At 43.8% G+C, this 23,989-nt stretch carries 21 protein-coding genes; 9 read left to right on the forward strand and 12 right to left on the reverse strand.

Features of this window, described 5'->3' with window-relative positions; genetic code table 11:
• Nucleotides 1–8: 8 nt before the first annotated feature.
• On the forward strand, nt 9–554 hold the full coding sequence (gene rfbC / locus JEZ96_RS00340) for a dTDP-4-dehydrorhamnose 3,5-epimerase (protein WP_011920285.1): 546 nt from the start codon (nt 9–11) through the stop codon (nt 552–554).
• Nucleotides 555–620: 66 nt separating this feature from the next.
• Here rfbC and JEZ96_RS00345 read toward each other — a convergent pair whose 3' ends face one another.
• Nucleotides 621–2,462: a DUF3413 domain-containing protein gene (locus JEZ96_RS00345; RefSeq protein WP_025008313.1), complete on the reverse strand. Its 1,842-nt coding sequence runs from the start codon at nt 2,460–2,462 to the stop codon at nt 621–623.
• A 380-nt stretch (nt 2,463–2,842) separates the two neighbouring features.
• Here JEZ96_RS00345 and coaD point away from each other — a divergent pair, with 380 nt between their 5' ends.
• A complete protein-coding gene (gene coaD, locus JEZ96_RS00350; protein ID WP_011920283.1) occupies nt 2,843–3,334 on the forward strand; it encodes a pantetheine-phosphate adenylyltransferase in 492 nt (163 codons plus the stop codon).
• Between the two features lie 90 nt (nt 3,335–3,424).
• Entirely contained in the window at nt 3,425–4,900 is a 1,476-nt protein-coding gene (locus JEZ96_RS00355; RefSeq protein WP_198779834.1) for a capsule assembly Wzi family protein, read from the forward strand.
• 60 nt (nt 4,901–4,960) lie between these two features.
• On the opposite strand, the gene mutM is transcribed toward JEZ96_RS00355, so the two are convergent.
• From mutM to JEZ96_RS00395, 8 genes are all read right to left on the reverse strand, one after another.
• Nucleotides 4,961–5,776: a bifunctional DNA-formamidopyrimidine glycosylase/DNA-(apurinic or apyrimidinic site) lyase gene (gene mutM / locus JEZ96_RS00360; protein WP_011920281.1), complete on the reverse strand. Its 816-nt coding sequence runs from the start codon at nt 5,774–5,776 to the stop codon at nt 4,961–4,963.
• Between the two features lie 32 nt (nt 5,777–5,808).
• Complete coding sequence (locus tag JEZ96_RS00365; RefSeq protein ID WP_025008314.1) at nt 5,809–6,264, reverse strand: hypothetical protein; 456 nt, start codon at nt 6,262–6,264, stop codon at nt 5,809–5,811.
• A 95-nt stretch (nt 6,265–6,359) separates the two neighbouring features.
• Nucleotides 6,360–7,343, reverse strand: a complete 984-nt coding sequence (gene moaA / locus JEZ96_RS00370) for a GTP 3',8-cyclase MoaA (RefSeq protein WP_011920279.1) — start codon at nt 7,341–7,343, stop codon at nt 6,360–6,362.
• 16 nt (nt 7,344–7,359) lie between these two features.
• Nucleotides 7,360–9,159 (reverse strand): bifunctional molybdopterin-guanine dinucleotide biosynthesis adaptor protein MobB/molybdopterin molybdotransferase MoeA, encoded by a 1,800-nt coding sequence (locus tag JEZ96_RS00375; RefSeq protein WP_198779835.1) that lies wholly within the window; start codon nt 9,157–9,159, stop codon nt 7,360–7,362.
• Between the two features lie 33 nt (nt 9,160–9,192).
• Nucleotides 9,193–9,780 (reverse strand): molybdenum cofactor guanylyltransferase MobA, encoded by a 588-nt coding sequence (mobA, locus tag JEZ96_RS00380; protein ID WP_011920277.1) that lies wholly within the window; start codon nt 9,778–9,780, stop codon nt 9,193–9,195.
• The gene (locus JEZ96_RS00385) at nt 9,764–10,474 is read right to left on the reverse strand and encodes an ABC transporter ATP-binding protein (protein WP_025008316.1); all 711 of its coding nucleotides are present in this window, start codon (nt 10,472–10,474) and stop codon (nt 9,764–9,766) included. Before JEZ96_RS00385 ends, mobA begins: the two co-directional genes overlap by 17 nt.
• Before the next feature lie 3 nt (nt 10,475–10,477).
• A complete protein-coding gene (locus JEZ96_RS00390) occupies nt 10,478–11,185 on the reverse strand; it encodes an ABC transporter permease (RefSeq protein ID WP_011787493.1) in 708 nt (235 codons plus the stop codon).
• Nucleotides 11,182–12,006: a substrate-binding domain-containing protein gene (locus tag JEZ96_RS00395; RefSeq protein WP_011787494.1), complete on the reverse strand. Its 825-nt coding sequence runs from the start codon at nt 12,004–12,006 to the stop codon at nt 11,182–11,184. Before JEZ96_RS00395 ends, JEZ96_RS00390 begins: the two co-directional genes overlap by 4 nt.
• A 286-nt stretch (nt 12,007–12,292) precedes the next feature.
• On the opposite strand from JEZ96_RS00395, the gene JEZ96_RS00400 reads away from it, so the two are divergent.
• On the forward strand, nt 12,293–13,675 hold the full coding sequence (locus tag JEZ96_RS00400) for a sigma-54-dependent transcriptional regulator (RefSeq protein ID WP_128090206.1): 1,383 nt from the start codon (nt 12,293–12,295) through the stop codon (nt 13,673–13,675).
• 1 nt (nt 13,676) lies between these two features.
• On the forward strand, nt 13,677–15,800 hold the full coding sequence (locus tag JEZ96_RS00405; protein ID WP_011787496.1) for a sensor histidine kinase: 2,124 nt from the start codon (nt 13,677–13,679) through the stop codon (nt 15,798–15,800).
• Nucleotides 15,801–16,028: 228 nt separating this feature from the next.
• Here JEZ96_RS00405 and JEZ96_RS00410 read toward each other — a convergent pair whose 3' ends face one another.
• Nucleotides 16,029–16,487 carry a GNAT family N-acetyltransferase gene (locus JEZ96_RS00410; RefSeq protein ID WP_025008318.1) on the reverse strand — a complete coding sequence of 153 codons (459 nt, stop codon included), beginning with the start codon at nt 16,485–16,487 and terminating at the stop codon, nt 16,029–16,031.
• Nucleotides 16,488–16,586: 99 nt separating this feature from the next.
• The gene (locus JEZ96_RS00415) at nt 16,587–17,246 is read right to left on the reverse strand and encodes a 7-cyano-7-deazaguanine/7-aminomethyl-7-deazaguanine transporter (protein ID WP_014609541.1); all 660 of its coding nucleotides are present in this window, start codon (nt 17,244–17,246) and stop codon (nt 16,587–16,589) included.
• Between the two features lie 240 nt (nt 17,247–17,486).
• Between JEZ96_RS00415 and JEZ96_RS00420 the strand changes: the two genes are divergently transcribed.
• The gene (locus tag JEZ96_RS00420; RefSeq protein WP_025008319.1) at nt 17,487–18,221 is read left to right on the forward strand and encodes a hypothetical protein; all 735 of its coding nucleotides are present in this window, start codon (nt 17,487–17,489) and stop codon (nt 18,219–18,221) included.
• A 33-nt stretch (nt 18,222–18,254) separates the two neighbouring features.
• Here the strand turns inward: JEZ96_RS00420 and JEZ96_RS00425 are convergent, their stop codons facing one another.
• Entirely contained in the window at nt 18,255–19,613 is a 1,359-nt protein-coding gene (locus tag JEZ96_RS00425) for an isochorismate synthase (protein WP_011787500.1), read from the reverse strand.
• A 624-nt stretch (nt 19,614–20,237) separates the two neighbouring features.
• Between JEZ96_RS00425 and JEZ96_RS00430 the strand changes: the two genes are divergently transcribed.
• From JEZ96_RS00430 to JEZ96_RS00440, 3 genes are all read left to right on the forward strand, one after another.
• On the forward strand, nt 20,238–21,584 hold the full coding sequence (locus JEZ96_RS00430; RefSeq protein ID WP_198779836.1) for an ATP-binding cassette domain-containing protein: 1,347 nt from the start codon (nt 20,238–20,240) through the stop codon (nt 21,582–21,584).
• 264 nt (nt 21,585–21,848) lie between these two features.
• Nucleotides 21,849–23,039: an HD-GYP domain-containing protein gene (locus tag JEZ96_RS00435; RefSeq protein ID WP_011787502.1), complete on the forward strand. Its 1,191-nt coding sequence runs from the start codon at nt 21,849–21,851 to the stop codon at nt 23,037–23,039.
• A gap of 104 nt (nt 23,040–23,143) precedes the next feature.
• On the forward strand, nt 23,144–23,767 hold the full coding sequence (locus tag JEZ96_RS00440; RefSeq protein WP_014609550.1) for a paraquat-inducible protein A: 624 nt from the start codon (nt 23,144–23,146) through the stop codon (nt 23,765–23,767).
• Nucleotides 23,768–23,989: the final 222 nt, after the last annotated feature.

The following is a 23,989-nucleotide window of genomic DNA, read 5'->3' on the forward strand; positions in this document are numbered from 1 at the left end:
GAGAAAAAATGAACATTATTGATACTAAAATAGCCGATGTAAAAATCATTGAACCTAAGGTTTTTGGTGATGAACGCGGTTTCTTCTTTGAAAGTTTTAACCAACAGCAATTCGAGGCCGCCATTGGTCGTCAAGTTCAGTTTGTACAAGACAATCATTCAAAGTCGAGTAAAGGTGTGTTGCGTGGCCTGCATTATCAAGGTTCACCCCATGCACAAGCTAAGTTAGTACGTTGTGTTGTGGGTGAGGTGTTTGATGTTGTTGTGGATATTAGAAAGAACTCTTCCACGTTTGGTGAATGGTTGGGTGTGAGTTTAACGGCGGAAAACAAACGCCAGCTTTGGATCCCTCAGGGCTTTGCCCATGGTTTTCTGACTTTGAGTGATACTGCCGAGTGCTTATATAAAACCACAGATTACTATCATCAAGCGAGTGAGGGGGCCATCCGTTGGGATGACCCGCAATTGAATATTCAATGGCCTATAAAAAGTCCGTTATTATCCCTAAAAGACCAGCAAGCCCAAACCTTTCTCGATTTTAAGCGTTTGCTCTAGGATTACCGGTTAACGTGTTTCCCCTTGTAAGGTTTTTCCAATAATTTTTTACGCCATCCTTTGGGTTTACTTATTGAATCGACTTAGCTGTTCGAGTGCTTGTTTCAAATAGTCAAAGTTAGGTTGCTGATCTTTAAGTGGTCTATTCATTTTATCCAGTAGATCATACTGGCCACTGGCTTCTACCTCTAAAATTGATTCGTTAGTTATTATTGCGAAACCACTATAATTTGAAGAGATGATCCAAGGACGATCATTTATTTGATTGAGAAGATCTTCTCCAACTGAATAATGGTTAATTGGGCTAGTTACACCCAGATAGTTTTCCATTATTGTTGGCACTAAATCTTGATGACTTGTGAGTTTATCGCGATTCTTTGACATCCTATCAACATTCACTTTAGGCCCCACTATCGCAAATGGCACTTTCACTTGAACGTCGGTGTAATTGCTGTTATGGCCCCAAAAATTCAATTTATTATCATTAATTTCTTGGCCATGATCGCCCGTAATAATCACCAGCGTGTTATCGAGCTCACCTGATGACTTAAGTGTTTCTAATACGTTTTTAGCTAAGCTATCAACATAGTGAACACTGTTTTTATAGCGATTAAAAAATGGCACTGGATCCGAGTTATTATCCAATTTTAAGTAGTTTACTTCACCTAGCATCGGTTCATAGTGATGGGGGTAATCATTGGGGAAATCGTAACCGTGTGGCGAGTCAAAAAATAAAAATGAAAATACAGGCCGTTGTTTATCACGTTGTGCATACCATGCTGTCCAATCGTTAACCAGATTCGCATCCAGTGCCGATGGGCTTGTGCCTGATGAGCCAATACGTAAATTATCAATATTCACAAACACGGTTTGATCAAATTCAGGTTTGTGCAATTGCGCGGCAGTAAAGATGCCCATCTGGTAGTTGAGTTGTTGTAATCGGTCTACGATTAAGGGACTTTGCTGATTGGCTAACATGGCGTGCCAGTAAGTACCAGGTATACCGTAAAAAAGACCAAAAATACCCGCCCTTGTTGAGTTGCCAGAAGCGATATGCTGGTTAAAGATGACACCGGATTGTGCGAGCGCCCATAGGTTAGGTGTATTTTCTGCGTTAAAAGTATCCGCCCGCCAAGAGTCAATCACGAGCAATAAAATATTGGTCGGCTTTGATACTTCTGTAAAACTCAGTGGTTCAATGGGATAGCGTAAGTCACTTTGACTTTTTAAGGTAAGCGCCTTTTGTTGAGCAATAGCCGATTCGTTGATATAGCCATATTTACGCATTAGGCTGTTTGCTGTTGCAGGATAGAACAAAGGCAAGTAACGCTTTAGCTGGGTGACGGGCTGGTATGCATTTGCTGCCGCCCAGATATGTACACTATGGGTTGACAGTAATGCTATGATAGTTAACGATAAAAAATATCGATTTAATGATTTTTTTCGTAAAGGAGTGCTTTCTAACCAACGGATAAGCAGCCATTCCCCCATCCATAAGACTCCAACTCCAACGCAGACCATTACCCAAGTTGACCACGGGAAACTGACAATTTGGCCCGCGAGAATAAGATCGAGTACAACAGAATTGATATGAAAACGATATTGGGCAAAGACAAAGGTATCAATGACTAAGACGCTAATTGCTAATGCCGCCAATCCGGATTGGAGACATTGCCTTAATGTGGTGGGTAAATAAACTAATGGCAGTGTCACTAACCCTAAAATCCCTGCTAGTAGAGCCATTTGCGAGAATGTACTCACAAGCAAGAAGAAAATCCCGAGACTATCGCTAGGTAGTTCAGGTAAAAAAGCAAAATAGCGGCTAGCAATGACCATCGCTATGAGTGCATTAACGAGTATTAATGCCCCATGAGAATGAAGTTTTAATTTAAGGGAGTGGTCTATCACTTGAACACCTTTAATTGCAGATTCTTAATATGACTCTTGCTGTGAATAGCAAAGTAACATCGTAACTTTTTGTATTTCATTTGAATTCTGTATATTTTAAACTTTTTTTATTCGGTTAGCTACGCGCCTTAGTTTGGATTGTGCCGAAAGTCATTTTTAACGATTTACGCTTGGGTGACGATTATCAGATATCTGTATTAAATTTGTATATAATACGCTTAAAAATTAAAGTCATCGTTATGTTTTCGCGGCTATTTTTATCAATAGAATTAATTAGTTAAAAAATAATTGTATTCAACGGGTACACGTTGAGTCTGCGACGGATTGAAAGGGTGTTTTGGTGTCTTTAATGAATTATGACAGTGAGGATGTACTTTTCTATGCATACAAGAGCGATTTATCCAGGAACTTTCGATCCTATCACTAATGGTCATGTGGACTTGATAGAGCGTGCGGCTAAACTATTTAAACATGTGACTATTGGTATTGCTGCTAACCCTTCTAAGCAACCTAGATTCACCCTAGAAGAACGTGTTGAGCTAGTTAATCGTGTTACTGCGCATCTGGATAATGTTGATGTGGTTGGTTTTTCTGGTTTATTGGTGGATTTTGCCAAGGAGCAAAAAGCCAGTGTACTCGTTCGTGGTTTGCGTGCAGTGTCTGATTTTGAGTATGAATTTCAACTCGCTAATATGAATCGTAGATTGAGCCCAGATCTTGAAAGCGTGTTTTTAACGCCTGCCGAGGAGAACTCTTTTATTTCCTCCACGCTAGTAAAAGAAGTGGCTTTACATGGCGGTGATGTCAGCCAATTTGTGCACCCAGAGGTAGCGGCTGCTTTAGCGGCAAAACTTACATCGATTAATACCTAGTTTTTGCTGCTAACCTATTTGGTTTTTACCTAGATAAGTTGTGTTATTCTTGAGGCATTGTGACCTCGCGACGATACCTAAAAGGATGTTATGAAGGCTTTTTTAACCCCCACTATCCTCGCTACTAGCGTTGCCTCTAGTCTATTATTTTCTTCAATACTTACCGCTGCACCTTGGGTCGATGCCTCAGATATTTATCTTAGAGCCGATATTCAAGCGTTAGCTGATGCGGGTGTTATTACTGTGCCAGTCAATACTTATCCTTTGATGTGGTCTGGGATTGGTGGAGATTTAGCGAAAGTTGAACCTGAGCTACTTTCACCTGCATTAGTACAAGCTTTTGCGCGGGTTAATTTTTATTATCACAATGCTGTCGATAATCGTGGAAATACACGGATAAAACTGTCCGCTGCAACCGATCCTGCACGTTTTCAGCACTACGGTTCTGATTATCGTGAAAAAGGAGAGGCGCTGGCATCCTATGAGTACCTTGGTTCGCGTATAGCCTATAAAACCACAGTCGCAGAAACTTATGATCCCCAAGATGATAAAAACTTCCGTCTCGATGAATCCTATTTTGCGATTATTTTTGGGAATTGGATTGCTACATTAGGTTCGGTCGAGCAGTGGTGGGGAGCGGGGTTTGACTCTGCGCTTCACCGCTCTAACAATGCTCGCCCTATGCAATCATTGACGCTAAGCCGTAATAATGCGTCTGCCTTAGAAACACCTTGGTTATCTTGGATTGGCCCTTGGACCTTTAAAACGGGCTTTAGCTTAACGGAAGTTGACCGCGCCGTGCCTAAGACTGCTGAGTGGGATATGCGCTTCAGTGCAAGGCCGATTAAACAGATTGAAGTGGGATTATCTTGGTCGACATTATTTTGTGGTGAAGGCCAAGAATGTGATGTTAGCTCATGGTGGGATGCGGTTGTTAGTCATTCAGTTTGTATTGATGGTTCGAACGATTGTGCGTTTGATCAGCGCCGCGATGCGGGCCACAGAACACAGAGTATCGATATGCGCTATGCCGACACTTGGCAGGATATTCCTGTGGGCTTATATCTAGAGCGTAGTTGTGAGAATGGTAGCGACTGCGGTTCTCTTTGGGGAATAGATACGCATTTTGGTACATCGAGTAAACAGTTTAAGCTGTTTATGGAATACTCTGACACCTATGTTAAGTGTGATGGCGACAGTGCAAATTGCTTCTATGAAGATCCCGTCTATTTAAGCGGTTCTCGCTATTATGGCCGTGCATTAGACTCAACCTATGATAGTGATGCCCAAGTCTTTGTGTTGGGCTTGGTAGGGCAGTTTAATGATAGCCGCGGTTTTACCTCACTGCTGCGTTATGCTCAACTCAATAAAGATGGTACCAATGTGATTAATACGTGGGCGCCACAGCCTCCTAAAGAGGATTTATTGATGCTTGAGCTTTCCTATCGAATGCCAGTCTGGAAAGGCATGTTGAGCTTGGGAGGGACAGTATCAAGATCGGAATTTGATGTTCAAGACAATGATACCAATGCCACCTTCTTTAGTAATTTTGAGTATCGCTTTTGAGTCTTAATGTCTCTTCAAATAGTAAAGTGAATGCCAAGCTTCTGCTTGGCATTCTTTAAATCAACGAGTTTGGCAAATACTACAAAAAACGGTGGTACGTTGGCCTAAACGGATTTCACTGAGTAGGTTTCCACAGTTTGTGCAGGTTTCGCCGCCTCGACCATAAACATGGAGTTTTTGAGCAAAATATCCCGGTTTACCCTCAGCATTAGTGAAGTCTTTCAATGTGGTTCCTCCCTGCTTTATCGCGTGAGCTAAGATTTGCTTCACCTCAGCAACTAATAGGCTTAAGCGTTCATTATCGATTTTTCCCGCTTCGGCTTCTGGGTGAATACCTGCTGCAAATAGCGCCTCGTTAGCGTAAATATTCCCCACACCGACGACAATATGGTTATCCATTAAACAGAGTTTAATTGCCTTCTTTTTTCCCGCTAATGCGGTGGCTAATTGATTAACATTAAAGGCATTGGTTAAAGGTTCTGGCCCAAGTTTGGCGAGTAATGGATGGGCTTCTTCAGGGAGTTCGCACCAAAGCCAAGCACCAAAACGTCTAGGGTCGTTAAAGCGTAATATACGCCCATTGGCGAGCACTAAGTCGATATGGTCATGTTTTTCAACGGGAGTGTTGTGCGGCAAGATCCGCAAACTTCCCGACATACCTAAATGGACGATAGTCGTGCCTGCATCTGTATCGATTAACAGATATTTAGCACGTCGGCGCACTTGGCGTATGGTTTGGCCAATAATGTGTTTAGCGATATCAGGTACTGGCCAACGTAGTGAGCCATTACGTATCACAAGATCCGAGACAGTTTGCTCAATGAGAAAGGGGGCAATACCCTGACGGGTGACTTCAACTTCTGGTAATTCTGGCATGGACTCTGTCTTTATCGTTAAATAGGGATAAGTTAAGACGCAGGTTTTGCATCGAGAATAGGTTGTAGTTTTGATCTTAAACTTGGCGGTATTTGGTACCAATTATCCGCGGGAGATTTTAGTAAGCCTTCATTGGTGAAATAAAGCCAGCGCTGTGTTTGACTTATATCGACGATTTGAATGATTAATTCCTGTGGAATATCAGTGGTTTCAGGTATGGTATCTAAGGGAGAAACGCGTATATTTTGCCACGCATTTGCCCATTCGCTGCAGTTGAGTACTTTGATATCACACTGCCAATCAAATGCTTGTTTATGCAGCCAAAGATCATCGATTTGTAGTTGTTCAAGCTGTGCATTTTCATCAAAGAGTCGCTGGGCCTCGGTTGGAATATGGCGGGTTTTATTATCCAAAAATGTGAGTATGGCCACCATAAAAACACAGGCGACAATAATAATGTTATTCCATTGTTTGCGGGTTAAGGCCATAGCAAGCATGTATAAGATTGGGTGATGACCTGAGTTTATCACGCTCGAATTGAGATGCTAGCCCTGTGGTGAGTCTGGCATGTTGTCGGCGGTTTTTAACCGCCCGTAGCATTCATAAAACGCAGGATTTGAACGTCATTATTATCAAAATAATGTTGTTTGGGTTTAAGGTTTATTCCTGCAAGAATCGCGGCTTTAAGTCTCTCAATATCACCAGGGTATTCGCGAACGATGCTTTTAAGATCAATCGCGTGTTCATTCCCTAAACAGAGTAATAGTTGGCCTTCGACTGTCACTCGTACACGGTTACATTCATGGCAAAAGTTATGGCTATGAGGAGAGATAAAACCGATGTGAATGGGGCTATCAGCCATAGTGTAATAACGTGCAGGACCGCCTGTGCGTTTGTTTGAGAGTTGTAGCGGATAGCGAGACTCAATGATGGATTTCACTTCATCGCTGCTACAGTGACGCGCCCGTTTACGGTCATCCATTTCGCCTAGGGGCATTTCTTCGATAAAGGCAATATCTAACCCACGTTCACGGCAGAAATTAACTAAATCAAGCACTTCATGGTCATTTTGTTCTTTTAAAATAACGGCATTGATCTTGATACGTTCAAAGCCTGCGGCAATCGCCGCATCAATGCCTTCTATTACGCGCTCCAGCTTTCCATTGCGGGTTAATTGCGTGAAAAGTTCAGGATTAAGCGTGTCTAAGCTGATGTTGAGACGTTTTAGGCCCGCATCGCGCATAGGTTTTGCGAATTTTGTCAGTCTTGAGCCATTCGTCGTCATAGATAGATCGTTCAGCCCAGGGAGTTTACCAAGCAGGCTGACAAGCTGATCGCAGTCGGTTCGCACTAAAGGTTCGCCCCCCGTTAGGCGAATCTTTGTTACTCCAAGTTCAGTGAAAGCTTGGGCAATCCAAGCGAGTTCTTCGAGGTGAAGTACATGATCCCTTGGCAGAAAGCAGGGATTTTCTGTCATACAATATACGCAGCGAAAATCGCAGCGGTCGGTGACGGAAAGGCGCAAGTACTCGACCTTACGGCCAAAGGAATCCACTATTAAACTCATAAGCGCTTACTCGCTCCTAAAGTAGATCCGCAAACGGCTGAATAAACACAGTTTCGCCTGCACTTACGGTTTCTACTTCATCACCAATGAGGATAAGGCAATTTCCTTTCACCATCGAATTGAGCATGCCAGAACCTTGGTTACCCGTGCTGCGAACGTACAGTCGCCCATCGTTACCAAGTTGATAAATCCCGCGAATAAATTCGGTACGACCTTCACGGCTACGTAGCGTTTCGTCACTTATGGCGGGAAATAAGGGTGCTTGCCAGTTTATCTCTCCACCTAACTTACGCAGGGCAGGTTGCACAAATTGCAGGAAGGAGACCATCACTGCGACAGGGTTACCGGGTAGACCGAAAAATAAGCTAGAACCCACTTTACCAAAGGCGAGTGGGCGACCTGGGCGCATGTTGATCCGCCAAAAATCGATATTACCTAAGCGGGCTAGCACGGTTTTTATATAATCCGCATCACCTACAGATACCCCACCAGAGCTAATAACAACATCAGCCTGTTTTGCTGCTTTGGCAAGTGTGGCCTCCAGAGCTGCTTCAGAGTCCTCAATAATCCCTAAATCGAGAACATCACAACCTAAACGCTTTGCCATTGCTTTAATGGTGAAACGGTTTGAATCGTAGATACAGTTGGCTTTAAGCGTCTCACCCGGCTGGCTGACTTCATCACCTGTGGAGAATACAGCAACAACTGGACGACGATAAACACTGATGCAATTTAAGCCAAGAGAAGCCAGCAAACCTTGTTCAGCAGCACCAAGACGCGTCGCTTTGGGGAGCGCGATTTGGCCCTTCGCAATATCTTCGCCCGCAAGACGAACGTGCTGACCTAAGTCAATGCTGCCTTCTAGACTAACTATGCCATCCACTTCTTTTGCCAGTTCCCGTGGTTGCACTGTATTAGCGCCAGCGGGCACTGTGGCGCCTGTCATAATCCGTACGGCTTCGCCCACATTAAGCGTATTTGAATATTGATGACCGGCAAGCACTTCACCCACTAAAGTTAAAGTGGTTGGCATGGGCGCTTGGTAGGCAAAGGCATAACCATCCATTGCTGAGTTGGTTTGCTGGGGGACATTGACAGGCGAAATACTGTCAATCGCGAGTACGCGGTTATCTAAAGCATCTAAGCCAACTTCTTCAATGTCTTGCACGGGTGATACATGAGATAAAATTTGCGCTAAACCTTGGCTTACGGTGAGGTTTTTGCTATTGCCTATAGCGCAGCTATCAACAGGAGAGATAGGCAGTTTAACGTTAGGAGCTTGCCAGTTTTGGGTATATTCCACGACGAAATCAGCTATCTGGTTGACATTATTGATATCCAGTCGCAGTAGTTCACTGGGTAACTGGGTATCATCGCAACAGGCGATAGCGAGAATGTTCTCATCATGGGTGTAAATAAATGGTTTGCCGTGGGCGGCACGATGCAATTCGATTTTAGGTAATGCGAGTTTTTTAAAACCTTCTACCAGTACTATATCCACTTTGTCGGCTTCGATTTGTTTTAGCAAGTGGACTAACTCCGGATCGCCATCGCGCGCATCTTCAGTCATCAGTGCCCAGCGCACATGTGAGGCGACTAACATTTGTCTCGCGCCTGCTTTACGCATTTCGTAGCTGTCTTTACCCGGAATATCGACATCGAAGTTATGGTGTGCATGTTTGATGACGGCTAAGCGTAAACCACGTGCATTTAATTCGGGGATCAATTGCTTGAGTAAGGTGGTTTTCCCCGTGCCACTGTAGGCACAAAATCCGAGAGCGGGAATAGCGAGCGGATTGACGAAGGGGTTACTCATTTGCACCTCTAATTTGAGTTATTTAGGCCTTAACTAGGTTTGGTCTAAGGCAAATTGCTGTTTTTCTTCTAATGTATTGATGTTCATAAATGCATTTGGCTGATCGGCAAATGTCGCAACAGCGTAATTTTGCTTAGCATACCAAAGTAAAATTTTGCGATCCCCAGCTTTGAGGAATGCCTCCATAGAATCACGAAGGCTTGGTTTCATCAGCAGCACTACGGGCTGTTCTTGCTCACCGTTGCTGGCAACGGCCATATCAGCGCCTTTAGTTTCAATCGCATTTAACATGCGTTCAACAAGATCCATCGGCAGTTGAGGGCTGTCACAGGGAACGGTGAGCAGATAATCCGCTTTAGTTTGACCTAATGCGGCTAGCATACCCGCTAAAGGGCCAAGAAAACCGCTATGTTCGTCACTGATTACCTTAAAACCGAACTCAGCATAGCGTGTTTGATTGCGATTTGCGTTGATCAGGATCTCCTTAACCTGAGGTTTTATCCTGTCAATCGTGTGTTTAATCATGGGTTGGCCATTTAGTTCGACTAAGCCTTTGTCGTCTCCCCCCATGCGGCGGGCCATGCCTCCTGCGAGAATTACGGCATCAATGTGCAATGGCATATAGAACTCCCTGTGCAGCGTGAAAATGGGTTTGTTGACTAGAGGTGGTCACCAGTGCGTTTTCTATGTGCCATTGTTGTTCACAAATGGCGGTTAAAGCACAGTTCTGGTGGCTACTAAGTAACATACCTGCGCCTTCCTGTTTTAATTGTTGGATCATTTGTAGGACTAACGCTTGGGAGTCCTTATCCATATTCGAGGTGGGTTCGTCCAGCATTAATAACTTAGGTTGCAGGATCCACGCTCGTGCAATCGCAAGCCTTTGTCTTTCTCCACCGGAAAGATTGCTCGCCCTTGCATGTAAAAGTGAGCCAAGCTGTGCCATCTCAGTCGCTTGATGGATACGTTGTTTCGCCTTAGCTTTTATTTCAGCACTAAAATTCAGGCCATAGGTAAGATTGTATTCCACTGTGCCATCAAATAAATAAGGATGCTGGTGTAGGTATACCGCTTTACCTAACAATGGGTTACGTTGCCACCATTTGTTTTTGGCAAAACCAATCGTATCAATGTGCCCCTTTGTTGGTGATATTAAACCCGCTAAAATTTTCATTAATGTTGATTTACCTGAACCATTATCGCCTTGAAGATATATGACATCCCCTTGACGCAGTTCGAGTAACTCGGCGTTAAAGAGTCGGCGTGAACCAAAAGACATCTCTAAGTCACGGGCAACGAGTTTGACATTAGTCATAGCTTAATGGCTCCTTGGCATCGCTTTGCCGCGTAAACTACCTAAGGCAAAGTTAAGGATCAAGGATAAGATTAGCAGCACGAGTCCTAGGGCGATAGCTTGGGCGAAATCGCCTTTACTGGTTTCGAGGGCGATAGCTGTTGGAATGTTGCGAGTTAGGTTAAGAATATTGCCCCCCACCATCATTGAGCAGCCCACTTCTGTGAGAATGCGACTAAACGCTGCAACAATCGCTAGAAGTAGTGGCATGCGTAACTCGCGGCAGACGGTCCATACGGCACGTACCCATGAAGCGCCCAAGGTTTGAGAGGTTTCCCAGGCTCTGCGATCAACGCTGGTAAAGGCGGCTTGGCTCATGGCGATAAGCACGGGGGCGCAGATGAGCATTTGTCCGAGGATCATCCCTTCTTGAGTGAACAACCACTTTAAATCGCCCAGAGGGCCATTTCGGGTGAGGAGCAAATATACCAACAGGCCGATAACCACAGTGGGAATAGATTGCAGTGTTTGAACCAAATTGGTGATTAACCACTTCCCCCTAAATGGCGCAAATGCCAGTACGAACCCGAGTACCATCGACGGGATCAGGGTGATTAGCAGTGCCGCGAAAGATACTGAAAACGAGACATAAATGATGGACCAGACTTCAGGGTCCAATGAAAACAGCAGGTTTAGGGCCTGCTGTAACAGGGCTAGCCAACCGTCGTTCATTCGCTATAAGTTGCCTTGAACAATTGCTCACCTTCAACTTTGAAGTTGTTAATCATGGTTTGACCTTCTTTACTGCTTAACCAATCACTGAAAGCTTTAGCGCCTTTATGGTTCAGATCTGGATACTTAGCAGGGTTGATTAGGATCACTTGGTATGGGTTGGCTAAGGTTTTACCCCCATCAAAATCGACACTGAGATCCAGTTTAGTTTTATAAGCGACGAATGTGCCGCGATCCGACAGAGTATAACCTTGTAGCTCGTTTGCCATCAGTAAGGTTTTCCCCATGCCTTGACCAACGGAAGTATAACCTTTGAAATCAGGAGTGACACCCGCTGCTTTCCATACTTCTAACTCTTTAATGTGAGTGCCTGAATTATCACCGCGAGAGATAAAAGGTAAACCGGATTTTGCAATTTTAGCAAAAGCTTCTTCGGCAGTTTTGCTTTCACGCAGTTTTGCAGGATCGTTTTTAGGCCCTAATACCACAAAATCGTTTTCCATGATGCCACGAGGTTCGACACCAAAACCGTCTGCCACAAATTTTGCCTCAGCACTTGGGGCGTGGGTCATCACTAAATCAACGTCCCCTTGCTCGCCCAGTTTGAGGGCTTTACCCGTACCCGTTGCGATAACTTGTACTTTATAACCAGATTCACTTTCGAATTTAGGCAGTAAATCCTGTAACAAACCCGAGTTTTCGGTACTTGTTGTGGTGGCGAGCTTAATAATTTCTGTCGATTGAGCAGGTAACACTGTGAGCAAACTGGCGGTAACAACTAGACCTAACAGTGACTTCATATGGGATTTCATGTTTAGCATGGATACTCCTTGGCGAAAAAATAGGATTCCAACTCAAATGCCTACTTAAGTTGGTGATTCCAGAAATGGCAATGCGATGGGGTGGAAGCAAATTAGATGCCAAACTGATAATGGTACTTTTTGCATCACAAGCCGATCTAAAATGTGAACTCTGTCGCAGCCTTAACAAATATTTTGCAGACAAATTGTCGCAGCTCATGCTTCTTGTGGTTCATAGTGACCTATTTACTTAGTTTCAATGCTAGAATTACTCGCAATTGAGTCAAAATGTCCAGAAGCGAACACTATGAGCCAGATTGATAATAACCTCAAGCCTCTCCCTCTAGCCGTATCAGTGCTTATCGTCGACGATGAGCCTGGAATGCGAAGTTTTTTAAATAAAGCCCTTTCGAAGAAGTTCGCCTTAGTCGAAACCGCTGGCAGTATTGAGGATGCGGAGCAATTACGTAGCCGCTGCCATTTCGACTTGCTGATTGTCGATATTCGTTTGCCGGGGCGCTCTGGTATTGAATGGCATGAGGCATTAGATGAGCAGGGGCGTCGCTCGGATATTATCTTTATGACGGGCTATGCCGATATGGAAGTGGCAATCACTGCGCTGCGGGCGGGTGCTTCCGATTTTATTATGAAGCCTTTTCATCTTGATCAGATGATGGCGGCTGTAGATCGTTGCATTGAGCGTCGTTTACTCAAGCGCGAGAATCTGATGCTGCGCCGTGAGGTATCTATTGGGTATTCATCGACCATTATTGGCAGTAGCGAGGCCATGGAGTCAGTAAAACATGTGATAGAACGTGTGGCTCCAACTAATGCCGTTGTGCTTATACAAGGTGAATCAGGTACGGGTAAAGAACTCGTCGCAAGACAACTGCATTTATTGAGTGGCCGACAAGGGCCATTTGTACCCGTTAACTGCGGCTCTATAGCCCCTGAGTTGCTCGAGAGTGAACTCTTTGGCCATGTTGCGGGTGCATTTACGGGGGCGAAGGGAAATCGAGAGGGGTTATTTAGTTTCGCCTCTGGTGGGACGATTTTTCTGGATGAAATAGGTGAAATGCCACTGAAAATGCAGACAGCGTTGCTTAGAGTGTTAGAGCAAAAAGCGATCCGACCTGTCGGCAGTGAAAAAGAAGTGAATATTGATGTTCGGGTTATTGCTGCAACCAACCGAACCCTCTTGGAAGAGGTTGATGCTGGGAACTTCCGTCGAGATTTGTATTATCGACTCAATGTGCTCGACATCTTAATTCCGCCGTTAAGGGATCGCCCTGAGGATATCGTTGAGCTAACCCATCACTTTACTCGTCAGCTTGCCGCTGAGCTTGGTGTCAGGGAAGTAGTGTGGAGCCATGAGGATATGGTTAAGCTACAACAGCATGAATGGCCGGGTAATATCCGTGAGCTGCGTAATATGATCGAGCGTTGTATTTTACTTGGTAAACCCCCCGCGGAATATTGGAAACAACAGGTAAAGAGTGAATCTTCAGCTTCCCAAGGTTATCCCTTAGATTGGCCATTAAAGGATGTCGAAAAACATCATGTCACCAGCGTGGTAGATTTACATTCTGGTAATAAATCTGCGGCAGCGAGAGACTTAGGTGTTTCTCGTAAAACCTTAGATCGTAAATATAAAGAGTGGTTTGGCTTAAGCGGCGAACAGGAGTCTTAGGGTGTCTTTCTTTACTCACTTTTTTGGTGTCAGTTGGCAGCAAATGCAGGCCAAGGTGCGTTATCGCATATTAATCCTTACCTTATTGCCTATTTTACTGACGCTGGTGAGTTTAGTTTTTATCACCATTTACTGGAACATTAGTTACACAGGTAAGCAGCTATTTATGAAGGTAAAAGCTGACTTAGCAGTGGCTGAAAATACCCTACAACAAGTGCAAGTTCGTCAGGAAAAACAGCTCGAAAAGGTGATGACATCTTGGACTTTTCAAAATGATTTTCGCCCTATATTGAACGGAGAAATGAATCATAGGGCCAATATTGATGCTTTTCTGAATGAACAAAAACAACTGCTTAATCTCGATTATCTACGTTTAGTCAGTGTCTCAGAGGCGGCGACAGATCCCGATTTACGCTTGATTTTACCCAAAATGGGCGGTCTATTGCCTTATTCTGGCCTGATGGTGTTATCGCCGGAGCGTTTAGCACGAATTGATCCTGAGCTAGCCGTTACCGCGAGTATTCCCATTGTTGCAACCTTACGGGCCCAAAATCCGGATAAAGGGGTGGAAGGGCGTGGTTTACTCAGTCGTAGTTTACTGCCAGTACCTGATTTAGCGGGTAAGGTTGCTTGGTATTTGGATGGTGGCATCTTATTTAACCGCGATACACGCATCGTTGATCATATTCGGGATTTGGTATACGACAAAGGCACGCTCCCAGAGCGTTCAATTGGTACGGTTACCATTTTTCTAGATAACATTCGTATTTCTACTAATGTGCCGTTGCACTTTTTTCCTCAAGGCAATGAAACGCAAGGTCGAGCTTTAGGTAGTTTAGTGTCTGAGGAGGTACGTGAGAAAGTGCTCAATCGTGGTGAGCTATGGGTGGATCGTGCCTTTGTGTTCAATGATTGGTTTATTTCTGCCTATGCGCCTTTGGAGGATATTCGAGGCCAGCGAGTGGGCATGATCTACACAGGGTTCTCTGAGTCACCCTTTATTCATAATTATCTTTTGAATATCATTGAGCTAGGCACAATTCTGATGTTGGTGCTACTCGTATCAGGTTTACTGGTTTATCGCGGAGCCTATAGCCTGTTGCTACCGATAGAACGGATCCATCATGTCGTGCAGGCGGTGCAGTCTGGGCGCAATATTCGTATCGGCGCCTTAGGTTTGGACAGAGAAAACGAATTATCGAATTTGGCCGAGCAGTTTGATCGTATGCTCGACTTATTGCAACGTCGTAATGCACAGATCCAATCTGCTGCTGAGCAGCTTGAGATGAAGGTCGAAGAACGTACCCGTAGTCTTCAGGACAAAACCTTAGAGTTAGAACGTAACGTCGCACTGCTAAATGAAACCCGCCAGCAGCTTGTGACTAACGAAAAACTCACCGCACTCGGTGAGTTAACCGCAGGCATAGCCCATGAAATTAATAATCCCACCGCGGTTATTCTCGGTAATATGGAGCTAATGCGCTACGAGCTTGGGGATAATGCGGACCTCGTTAAAGAAGAAATTGATTTAGTCATCCAGCAAGTGATGCGTATCAGCACCATTATTCGCAGCTTATTACAGTACAGCCGTCCCGGTGAATTTAATGCGCCACTAGAAATGCAGTCTATTACTCCCATTATTGAAGAGACTATGGTGCTGGTTCGTCATTCGATTAAAAAACAAGAAGTTATCTTGATCACTGAGTTGAGTGCGACTTGCCTTGTGCAAGTCAATCGACCGCAGCTATTGCAGGTCTTGATTAATTTGGTGGTAAACGCAGCGCATGCAATGGACGGTAAAGGTCGTATTTGGGTAAGGACTTACGACTGGTTGCAACAAGATGTGCCCATAGGCGTTAAAATTGAGGTTGAAGATGAAGGCTCTGGAATTGCGCCTGAGTTATTGGGTCGAATTTTTGACCCATTTTATACCACCCGTAAGGATGGTACTGGGTTAGGGCTTTCTTTAAGTTATGGAATTATAAAACGAATTGGTGGGACAATAGAGGTCAGTTCAACCTTAGGTAAAGGTACTGTATTCACGATTGGTTTATACCATGAGGCGAAAGAAGAGCAGGAGAATAATCCCTATGACGGATTACATTTCTCTGGATCTGAAATTTAAGCAAAAAAAAGCCGGATGATGAGTCCGGCCACAAAAGAGTGTGTGTGAGCAATGTCGTGCTTGCAAACTCAGGAGCACTTTAACAACTTCAGATTACCAGTCATCGGTGTTAAAGATGAGTTTTGGAACGCACGTTAACGATAATCATTCTCAATTGTGTTTGCAAGTTATTTATCCAAAAAAAAGCAGATCTTTACAAAATAGACATTGCCTTTACGCCTCGTCGATTTAGATCGTCTTACTGAGGTGTAATTTATGATCGACAAGACTTTTAGGATCAGCTTTGAGTTCTGTAATCATATATCGATTATTTATCAATAAATTAAGCATTCCAGGGAAACGGTTCATCGTCTTAACTTGAATGTGGTTATAGCCTTGACGACGTGCCCATGTTTCTTGGTATTCAAGGAGGCTTTGAGCTAGCCCTAGGCGGCGAAAGTCTAAGGCTACACCTCCTAACCAGCTGTAAAATATCGTTTCTTCTTGCTCATAACCCAGTTTGAAACCTGCAAGTTCTCCTTCAACAAAAGCCAATAAAATTAAACTGGTTTTGTCATCTAGTCGTTCAGCCAAGACTTCATGTGTAAGAGGGCGATTGAGTTCAGGAATTTGCTGACTGAGTTCAATTAGTTGTATGGCTAGCTCAGACGTGAGTTTTGTCTCAGCTTTAATTTCAATAGAATACATAATGATCTCTCATGAAAATCAGCCTTATTCAAGTGTAAACCTGAGTAAGGCTGAGCTATTAACTGGTCAAATTGTAACAGGTCTGGCCAGTTGAGTTAATCAGGAAAGTGATTTTTGCGGACTGGTTTGCAAAATCCTATCTTGTAAGACTTTGAGTAACACACCATAGGCGGGTAAAAATAGTCCTAAGCTGACGAGTAGCTTAAAGCTGTAATCGACAGTGGCAATTTCAGGCCAGTGAGATGCCATAAAGCTATCGGATGAAGCGTAAAAAGCCACGCTAAAGAAGACTAAAGTATCGACGAAATTACCCACTAGAGTGGATGCTGCTGGCGCAACCCACCAAGAACGACTTTTTCGTATGCGAGCAAATACTGTGATATCCATCAGTTGGCCAATCAAATAGGCAGCAAAGCTCGCAAACGCGATACGGAAAACAAATGTGTTCCATTGTGCAAGTGAATCAGCGCCTTGAAAACTACCTTGATGAAATAGCACCCCCATTACATAGGAAATCATCAACGCAGGGATCATCGCCTTGAGGATGATATTTCGGGCGGCCTGTTGGCCAAAAATGCGTACTGTGAGATCGGTCGCTAAATACACAAATGGAAAGCTAAATGCACCCCAAGTGGTATGGTAGCCAAACAGCTGAAATGGTAATTGTACTAAGTAATTGCTGACGCAAATAATCAGTATATGGAATCCTACTAATAGGAGTAAGGCGCGGCGGAGCTGCGCTGTAGTTAACATTAACATTTGTGGCCTTTTTAGTTGTGTAGGGCGGGGTGAGGGAACCCGCTAATGTTCAATTGTTATTTTTACGCTGACCGATTACAGCTTACTGAAATCGGGGCCGCTATTATAGTGGCCGCTTTTTAAGATGCAAGCTCACTTATTATCTTTCACCAATTTAGAAGATGAAACGATGACTCGGGACGTTTTGAGCTATCTATGCGAAACTATCCTACACTTTTAAGACGCCAAAGGAGGAAAGCGATGAAACGATTTCTTGCCATATTTTACTTATGCTTGGCTGCGTTATCATCTGCCGCGGCTGCGAATCCTGTGGTGGTCAATGTGGTGACCTCTACTTGGGAAGGTTATGCTAATCCTGATGGGACAGGTTATTACTTTGATATACTTCAGCGGGTTTTCCCTGCATCACAATGGCAACTTAATGTGCAGTTTATACCTTTTGCTCGAACACTCTATCTTATCGAGCACCAGCGTGCCGATATGGCTCTCAGTGTTTATCCGGGCGATATTAAACATAGTTTGCTGAGCGACAATCCAGTGGAAATCGACTCTATCGATGCGGCCGTTACGCCTGAGATAGCGGCAAGCTGGGTTGGGATTGAAAGTTTATCCCATAAAAAAGTGCAAGCTATGCTGGCCTATCGCTATAACATGCTGACGTCAGTACCTATGTACTACGAAGAAAGCAGTAATATGCTCACTATGCTTAACAGTTTAAATGCGGGTCGTATTGATGCGGTTTTAGACTACCAAAAAGATATTCTTGCTTTAGTGCCAAGACTTAAGTCACCCAAGAACTTTAATATTATTCAAGGGGTTATTAAGGCTGAAGCCTATTTTGCTTTTGCTGATACAGACAAAGGCATGATGCTTAAACAGCATTTTGATCGTGAGCATAAGCGCTTAATTGATTCGGGGGAACAAGAGAGGCTCCACCTTGAAACCATCGAAAAATTAAAGGCGAACAACAATTAAAACCTTCATATCTAAAGGATTTAATATTGGGCGCTATAATTCGATAAGAATGGACATAATGGTGGCGAGTTTATTCTCAAGTTCCTGCCATTCGGCCTCAGGATCTGAGCCTGCGATAATTCCCGCACCAGCAAATAGATTAATCCTACCTGGTTCAATCAGGGTACAACGAATGGCGACCGAAAATTCACTCTCGTACTTATTGAAATAGCCACAGGCGCCAGCATACCAACCGCGCATATAGCCTTCACGCTGCCGAATAAAGTTCATGGCTGAATGCCGAGGTAATCCTCCGACTGCAGGTGTGGGATGCAATGCTTGCAACAGTTGAAAATCGTTCACTCCAGCTTTGAGTTCAGCGCGAATAGCTCTATGTAAATGTTGGATATGATTAAGTTTAAAAATTGTAGCCAGTTCATCGGCACCCACATAATGGCTCAACGGCGTGAGCATATTAACTATATGGCTGCGGACAAGTTGGTTTTCAACACTATTTTTATTGTCTTCGAGCAGGGCATTTGCCAGCGCTATATCTTCTTCTTGGTTTAAACCACGTACTGTTGTTCCTGCTAGCGCTTCGGTGAACAACTCCTGTTGGCGCCGGCGAAATAAACGCTCTGGCGAACAGGAAATAAAGGTGCGTTCAGGGCTAAATTGAAATCCAAATTGAAAACTGTTGGGGTTACGACCTTGCCAGCAGGCAAGCACCATCCAAGGATCAACGGGTTCATTGACTTCCAGTTGAGTGAGTCGTGATAGCACTACCTTTGGCGTATCTGCATTAAATTTAGGGTCAACGACTTGTTCGACTAATGTTTTCCAGCGCTGAAAATCGGGTCTGTCGCTACGTCCTAACAACGCTAACTTTGTCGGTGGGGCAAGTGGCTTGGCTGGCATGACGGCTTCGATAGCGGCAATAGCATTGTCGATTTCAGTATGGGGAGCATTATCGGCAAAGTTCAGATTCACTCTCAAACTGAAATGTGTACCACTACGCCTAAATTCGATACGAGGTAATACAAAACGGCTATTACCAAACTCTGGCCAAGATTCAATGGTGCGATCAAAGGCGACACCACCATAGTAACGAATATCTTGATTTGTCGATAATGCCCGTTGTTGTTGGTATACCATGGCGAGTTGTTGATCGTCGACACCTGTTTCAAATCTAAAATCTTTGCAGGCACCGATTGCTGCGACCTCTTCAATTCTATCGCGTCCATGCCAGTAGATACGTGGGTACTGAGTCTGGGAGGCAAGCCATGAAATTAAAGGCATAGAGACAGTTGTTATGGACAACTGCACTATCGGTTCTGTCGGCGAAACTTGCTTCAGTTGAATGAGTTTGTCGATAAGAGACTTGAGGTCTTTAGACAGCGCATGAACGGGCAAATAGAACTCCAAGGGTCATCAATTGTAAAGGTGAAGGCTAAATAACGCTGTTAGCAACGGTGAATTTGACTCAAGTTAATGCGTTTTTTCAAGTACTTTACATCTTGATAATTCGAGTATGTAAATAAGAATCTTTCGCTAAAATTAAAGGCCGTTGCCGCAGGTGTCAAGATATAAGCCCTAAGCATGTGACTTTTGCCATAGTCTCATTTTATGACGATAAAAAATGTGATTGAAATGGGTCTTTTTGTCGTGAAAGCTAACTTATCTAGACATTTTGTCTTTTGTCACCGTAATCACCTTCCCCTTTTGTTTGAATTAGTCGATCAGAGTTGGCTTTTGATGATTTTTCAGTTGAGGCTGGACAATCTCTGCCCACAATAGAGGGTACATCTTCATTTTTTACCTATGACAACAATAATATGATGATCATGAATATCTTCTTTCGGGTGTTGTTTTTTGAGCGGGTAAAAATGTTCACAATGTTGTAGTGGGTTAACTGACAGAGGTTCAAGCCTAGGCACTGCTTAACCGCGGATGGTAACGATATTTGCATCTATCAGGTCATCAGGTGGTAGTGAGAAGAGTTTAAATATCCTATTGATATCAATTGGCAGGTTTAAAATGAAACTTCTAGAAACCCAAGATGTTAGCTTTAACTATGGTTGTCAGTTAACTACCATATTTCAGGAGGTTAACCTCAGCATTCGCACTGGCCAATGCCATTGTGTGAGTGGACCTACGGGGTCGGGTAAATCGAGCCTACTAAACCTCCTTGCGGGCGTATTGACTCGTCCGCATGAGGGGGATATTTGGCGGCACCCTGAGCTAGTCACAGGTTTGGTTATGCAGGATCCACAACTCCAGCTACTTCGGCAAACAGTCGGTGCAGAAGTCGCCTTTGCATTGGGGAATCTTGGTATTCCTGCCGAGAGTATGCTGCCAAAAGTGCAGTTAGCATTGAGGCGAGTCGGGTTATTTCTGAGCTTTGATACCCAAGTGAGTACGCTTTCCCTTGGGCAAAAATATCGGCTGATGATCGCTTCCCAACTGGTATGTGAACCACATTTGCTGTTACTCGATGAGCCTTGGGCACAGCTTGATGATCATGGTGTAAGCGAACTTTTGGGGGTGATGCGGAATTTACTGCAAGAGGGTATGGCGTTGGTATTGGTTGAACATAACGCCCATGCTTTTGCCGATATTATCCAGCATTACTGGCAGTTAGAGCGGGGCAAACTCTCCGAAGGGATTTATCCTGCCACTGATTCAGCGCAAGTTGAGGTATTTAAGTGGCAAAACTACTGTAAACGAGAACACTTAGGTAAAGTACTCGTGAAGGCTGATGCGTTTGATTTTGGTTACGATAATAACCCTGTTTTATTTAGTTGCCCGCAGGGATTTCAACTACAGTCAGGGGAGATTGTGACATTAGTTGGCGATAACGCTTCAGGTAAAACGAGTCTACTAAAAATCCTCGCCGGGGTGCTTAATATAAGACAAAGACTACCTATCAAAGTGTTAGGAAGAAGGCCAAAACTCGGCGTGTATGGGGCAGAACTTGGCTTATTAATGCAAAGACCAAGTCGACAACTGTTTGAAACCAGCGTGCTAGCCGAGATGCAATTTCGTTTAAAGCGATTTAAGCTTCCGAAGGAACGCGCAATCCAAATATTAGATGAGCTAGCGTTATCCTCTTTAGCAGAATTATCCCCCCACAAACTGTCCTACGGCCAACAACACTTGATCGCCTTAGCATCCATTGTTTGTTTACGTCCTCGGGTGTTGTTATTGGATGACCCTTTAGCGGGTATGGATAAAGATTACTACGGTAAAGTTTGGCACCTGCTGACAGGCCTAAGCTCTCAAGGTAGTGCCATTTTACTCAGTAGCCATAGAAACATTAAATATGATGCAGTTTCACGACAATGGTGTTTGCGTAATAGGCAATTGGTGTCGGAATCAATGTAGATGGGTAATGAATAGTTTCGAATGTTTGACACTTCAGCAGGACGATAAGCTTTAAAGTGTTAACCAATGATAACCATTATGTTATTTCCCTCCCGTTATTCTTTAGTCTACTCGTATATAAAGTACATGGTGATTTTCTAATGCACAGCTTAGAATGAGTTCTAGGCTTGTTCTATACTACCAAAGGAAGTAAACCAAGCCTGTCCGTATCGAGTGGGCATTGCTGTACTTTAATTAAGTTAAGTCATTCTCGGGGTTGCAGATATGAGTGAGTCGGTCGAATCCGTTGACCTAATCAAGTTGCCAGTATCACGACTGACATTAGGAATGTTTGTTAGTGCAATAGACAAACATGACCAAGGCCAACTTGCTATCGCTAATGCTGGGCAAATCAAGCATAGGGATGCAATTGCTCGATTAACTCAAAGTGGTATTAAGTATGTTTGGGTCGATACCGAACGGTCAGCCGATCATTGTGGTTTTAAGAAAAAGGCATCTCAGGATAACCAGTTAGAATCCAAAAAGTCGTCACTCACGCGAGAGAAACAACAAGCGCAGGCTAAGGTTATTCTTACTGAAGCTAAAGATTTAATTCGTAAAGTATTGTCAGAAACCTTTGAAGGCAAAGCGATTGAAGTGGCTCCTTTTGGCGCGCTTGCCGACAGCATGATTGAGTCGGCTTTATTAGATGCTGATGCACTCAAATGCATGTCTGCTCTGCGTTCAAAGGATGCGTATTTACTCGAACATTCTGTCAATGTGGCATTTTTACTTGTGACGTTTGGCAAATATTTACAACTTGATCGTTCCATGCTGCGAGAAATGGCGATTGGCGGTATTTTGCATGATATCGGCAAAATTAAGGTCGATAATAAAGTATTACATAAACCGGGCAAGCTGACCCCAGAAGAGTTCGAACACATGAAACTGCATCAAGTGTTTGCACTCGATATTATGAATGAAGCTAAAGGATTATCGCAGATGAGCAAAGACATCTGCCTAATGCATCACGAAAAGTTAGATGGTCGGGGATATCCAAGGGGATTGAAGGGCGATGAAATCCCTCTCCACGGTCGTATGAGTTGTATCGTCGATATTTTTGATGCTTTAACGGCAACACGTTGCTATAAAGAAGCCATGAGCCCGGCCGCCGCTTTTAAAATTTTACTCAGTCTCACGCCATTTCATTTAGATCAAGAATTGGTTTATGAGTTTATCCGTTGTATCGGCGTATATCCTGTTGGGTCCTTGGTTGAATTGTCGGATGGTCGTGTGGGAATTGTTTGGACGTCAAAAGATAGAGATGCGTTACATCCAATAGTTAAATGTTTTTACTCTTTAAAATCCAAGCGTTATACGGATATTGTTATGGTGGATTTGCTAAAATCTGAGCTTAATATTGAGCGTGGAGTTTCACCTAGCTCTTTGGATATCGATCCGACTCCTTTCTATTAAATCATCAAAGTTAATCATGTCTTGCCAATCATATCTATGATTGGCGTTGTGGTTATCGAGTTAAAAACCGTAAACTGAACCCATCTCTCTTGTTGGGCAGTATTATGAAACCGTTATTCTCTATTTTCATTATTCTCTTATCCTTGGCATTGCTAGTTCCTGGGGTGACTCAACCTATTTTGAGCATTAGCGGCAGTATCGATAAAGCTAAGCTTGCCGAGCAAGGCATAGAACAAGTTACCCAAAGGTTTGATGAAGATGCGGGGCGTGACCATGCCCGCGGCATGCTAAACATGGTCAGTAGTTTACTTGGGCTCAACAGCCTTAAGGGTGAAGTCGAAGTGCTGCAGAAAACCCGCAGTATATGGGGGACAGTGACCGAGCTTTACACCACTGGCAATGGATTGGTCGCAGCATTAGTCATGTTGTTTAGTGTGGTCATTCCTGCGTTGAAGTTAAGTTTAATGTTAGCACAGCAATGTGTTAGCTCTATTGGGTTGAAACTGCGGGTTAATGCCCTTGTTAATGCGCTCGCCAAGTGGTCGATGGCCGATGTGTTTGTGGTGGCGCTGATCATTACGTTTATGGCGGGAAATGCTTCTGGCGGCATGGGGGAAATGTTAAAAACCCAGGCACAATTTGAAAACGGTTTTTACTTCTTTACCGCTTACTGCATTTTATCGATCCTGAGTGGTTATTTAGTGCGTCGCCCAACGCCAATTTTGTAGATATTTTAAAGTAAAGGCAGACTAACGTTAGCGATAAAGTCAGTATGCCTCAGATTTAAAGTGGCTAGCGGTGCTGAACATTGGTTTAGCATCATCAAGATCTTGTCGTGAGAGCAGTGGTGCCAAATTATAAGAGAGGCGGAAGATAAGCTTAGCTGTTATAGCTATTTGTTATTGAAAATTGATATTGGCTGAGCTTTTAGTTCTAAACAATAATGAGCA

Origin of the sequence: Shewanella putrefaciens (assembly GCF_016406325.1) — a bacterium.
GTDB classification, from domain to species: domain Bacteria; phylum Pseudomonadota; class Gammaproteobacteria; order Enterobacterales; family Shewanellaceae; genus Shewanella; species Shewanella putrefaciens.

Excerpts from the sequence above, each read along its gene's own strand:
- rfbC (WP_011920285.1), top strand. The coding sequence starts at position 9 with ATGAACATTATTGATACTAAAATAGCCGATGTAAAAATCATTGAACCT.
- JEZ96_RS00435 (WP_011787502.1), top strand. The coding sequence starts at position 21,849 with ATGAGTGAGTCGGTCGAATCCGTTGACCTAATCAAGTTGCCAGTATCA.
- mutM (WP_011920281.1), bottom strand. The coding sequence starts at position 5,776 with ATGCCAGAATTACCAGAAGTTGAAGTCACCCGTCAGGGTATTGCCCCC.
- JEZ96_RS00355 (WP_198779834.1), top strand. The coding sequence starts at position 3,425 with ATGAAGGCTTTTTTAACCCCCACTATCCTCGCTACTAGCGTTGCCTCT.
- mobA (WP_011920277.1), bottom strand. The coding sequence starts at position 9,780 with ATGCCATTGCACATTGATGCCGTAATTCTCGCAGGAGGCATGGCCCGC.
- JEZ96_RS00410 (WP_025008318.1), bottom strand. The coding sequence starts at position 16,487 with ATGTATTCTATTGAAATTAAAGCTGAGACAAAACTCACGTCTGAGCTA.
- JEZ96_RS00400 (WP_128090206.1), top strand. The coding sequence starts at position 12,293 with ATGAGCCAGATTGATAATAACCTCAAGCCTCTCCCTCTAGCCGTATCA.
- JEZ96_RS00390 (WP_011787493.1), bottom strand. The coding sequence starts at position 11,185 with ATGAACGACGGTTGGCTAGCCCTGTTACAGCAGGCCCTAAACCTGCTG.
- JEZ96_RS00395 (WP_011787494.1), bottom strand. The coding sequence starts at position 12,006 with ATGCTAAACATGAAATCCCATATGAAGTCACTGTTAGGTCTAGTTGTT.
- JEZ96_RS00420 (WP_025008319.1), top strand. The coding sequence starts at position 17,487 with ATGAAACGATTTCTTGCCATATTTTACTTATGCTTGGCTGCGTTATCA.
- JEZ96_RS00365 (WP_025008314.1), bottom strand. The coding sequence starts at position 6,264 with ATGGCCTTAACCCGCAAACAATGGAATAACATTATTATTGTCGCCTGT.
- JEZ96_RS00440 (WP_014609550.1), top strand. The coding sequence starts at position 23,144 with ATGAAACCGTTATTCTCTATTTTCATTATTCTCTTATCCTTGGCATTG.
- JEZ96_RS00375 (WP_198779835.1), bottom strand. The coding sequence starts at position 9,159 with ATGAGTAACCCCTTCGTCAATCCGCTCGCTATTCCCGCTCTCGGATTT.
- JEZ96_RS00415 (WP_014609541.1), bottom strand. The coding sequence starts at position 17,246 with ATGTTAATGTTAACTACAGCGCAGCTCCGCCGCGCCTTACTCCTATTA.
- moaA (WP_011920279.1), bottom strand. The coding sequence starts at position 7,343 with ATGAGTTTAATAGTGGATTCCTTTGGCCGTAAGGTCGAGTACTTGCGC.
- coaD (WP_011920283.1), top strand. The coding sequence starts at position 2,843 with ATGCATACAAGAGCGATTTATCCAGGAACTTTCGATCCTATCACTAAT.
- JEZ96_RS00430 (WP_198779836.1), top strand. The coding sequence starts at position 20,238 with ATGAAACTTCTAGAAACCCAAGATGTTAGCTTTAACTATGGTTGTCAG.
- JEZ96_RS00385 (WP_025008316.1), bottom strand. The coding sequence starts at position 10,474 with ATGACTAATGTCAAACTCGTTGCCCGTGACTTAGAGATGTCTTTTGGT.